Source organism: Thiolapillus sp. (genome assembly GCF_048562965.1).
GTDB lineage: Bacteria > Pseudomonadota > Gammaproteobacteria > Chromatiales > Chromatiaceae > Thiolapillus > Thiolapillus brandeum_A.
Genome location: NZ_JBHNMF010001044.1, coordinates 1 through 954, shown reverse-complemented (window position 1 = coordinate 954; position 954 = coordinate 1). Strand labels below are relative to the sequence as shown.

The window sequence follows — 954 nt, the reverse complement described above, 5'->3', positions numbered from 1 at the left end:
AATGCCTGGGCCTGCTGTTTACTGTGCGGGCGCAGCAGATCCATGAGTGCAATCCTGGCTCCGGGGCCGGCATATTTTAGCAGCGTTTATTATGCGGATCGGCTACGCGAGAGTTTCGACCCAGGATCAGAACCCCGATCTCCAGCTGGATGCACTGAAGAAGGCTGGTTGCGAAGAGATTTTTCAGGAGAAGTTTTCCGGCAAGAGCGCGGCCCGCCCGGAACTGGAAAATTGTCTGCGGATGTTGCGCAAAGGCGATGTACTGGTAGTGTGGCGACTGGATCGGCTGGGGCGTTCCCTGAAAGACTTGGTGGAAATCGTATCGGCCCTCGAAGACCGGGGGGTAGGCTTCCAGTCTCTGACCGAGAACATCGATACGGTCAGTGCCGGCGGAAAGCTCGTCTTTCACATCTTCGGCGCCCTTGCTGAGTTCGAGCACAGCCTGATTCGGGAACGGACCATGGCCGGTCTGGCTGCCGCTATGCTCAAGGATCCGCAAATGACTAAGACCGAGGTGGCCCAGCATTTTGGGGTTTCCCGGGTCACATTCGCTGCCAGCCATGGAGAGCGAAGCGAAGGCTGGTAGACCCCAGTAGCCGCGAGGCCGCACTGCTTACCCGTCGTGCGCATAGCGCCAGAGGGGAAGCAAAGTAGGCATCCAAACGCGGCGTCCAGTCATTGGGAGACAAGTACGGAGCAGCAACGAGCTTGCGAAGTTGTTGCGTAGTGCTTGGTGACCAGGACGGCTGGGGCACCAATAGGTTGTCAAAGGCCGAGTCGATTTTGGGGACTGGGATGTCCCAAAATCTATCACGAGGCCGAAGACACACTTGGAATAACTCGCTGAAACGCAACGGATACCCCTTGAACCCGGTCGCGCTTGACACAGTAACCACAAGGGAAGGAACAACATGACCAACCAGGAATTCAAAGACACCCTCTGGGCTGCATGCC

The 954-nt window shown here is 57.2% G+C and carries 2 protein-coding genes; one reads left to right on the top strand and one right to left on the bottom strand.

Features of this window, described 5'->3' with window-relative positions; translation table 11 throughout:
- Positions 1 to 91 precede the first annotated feature (91 nt).
- Positions 92 to 586 (top strand): recombinase family protein, encoded by a 495-nt coding sequence (locus ACOCD2_RS22160; protein ID WP_293675255.1) that lies wholly within the window; start codon positions 92 to 94, stop codon positions 584 to 586.
- On the opposite strand, the gene ACOCD2_RS22155 is transcribed toward ACOCD2_RS22160, so the two are convergent.
- A complete protein-coding gene (locus tag ACOCD2_RS22155; protein ID WP_293816028.1) occupies positions 543 to 755 on the bottom strand; it encodes a hypothetical protein in 213 nt (70 codons plus the stop codon). The genes ACOCD2_RS22160 and ACOCD2_RS22155 overlap by 44 nt on opposite strands.
- Positions 756 to 954 lie beyond the last annotated feature (199 nt).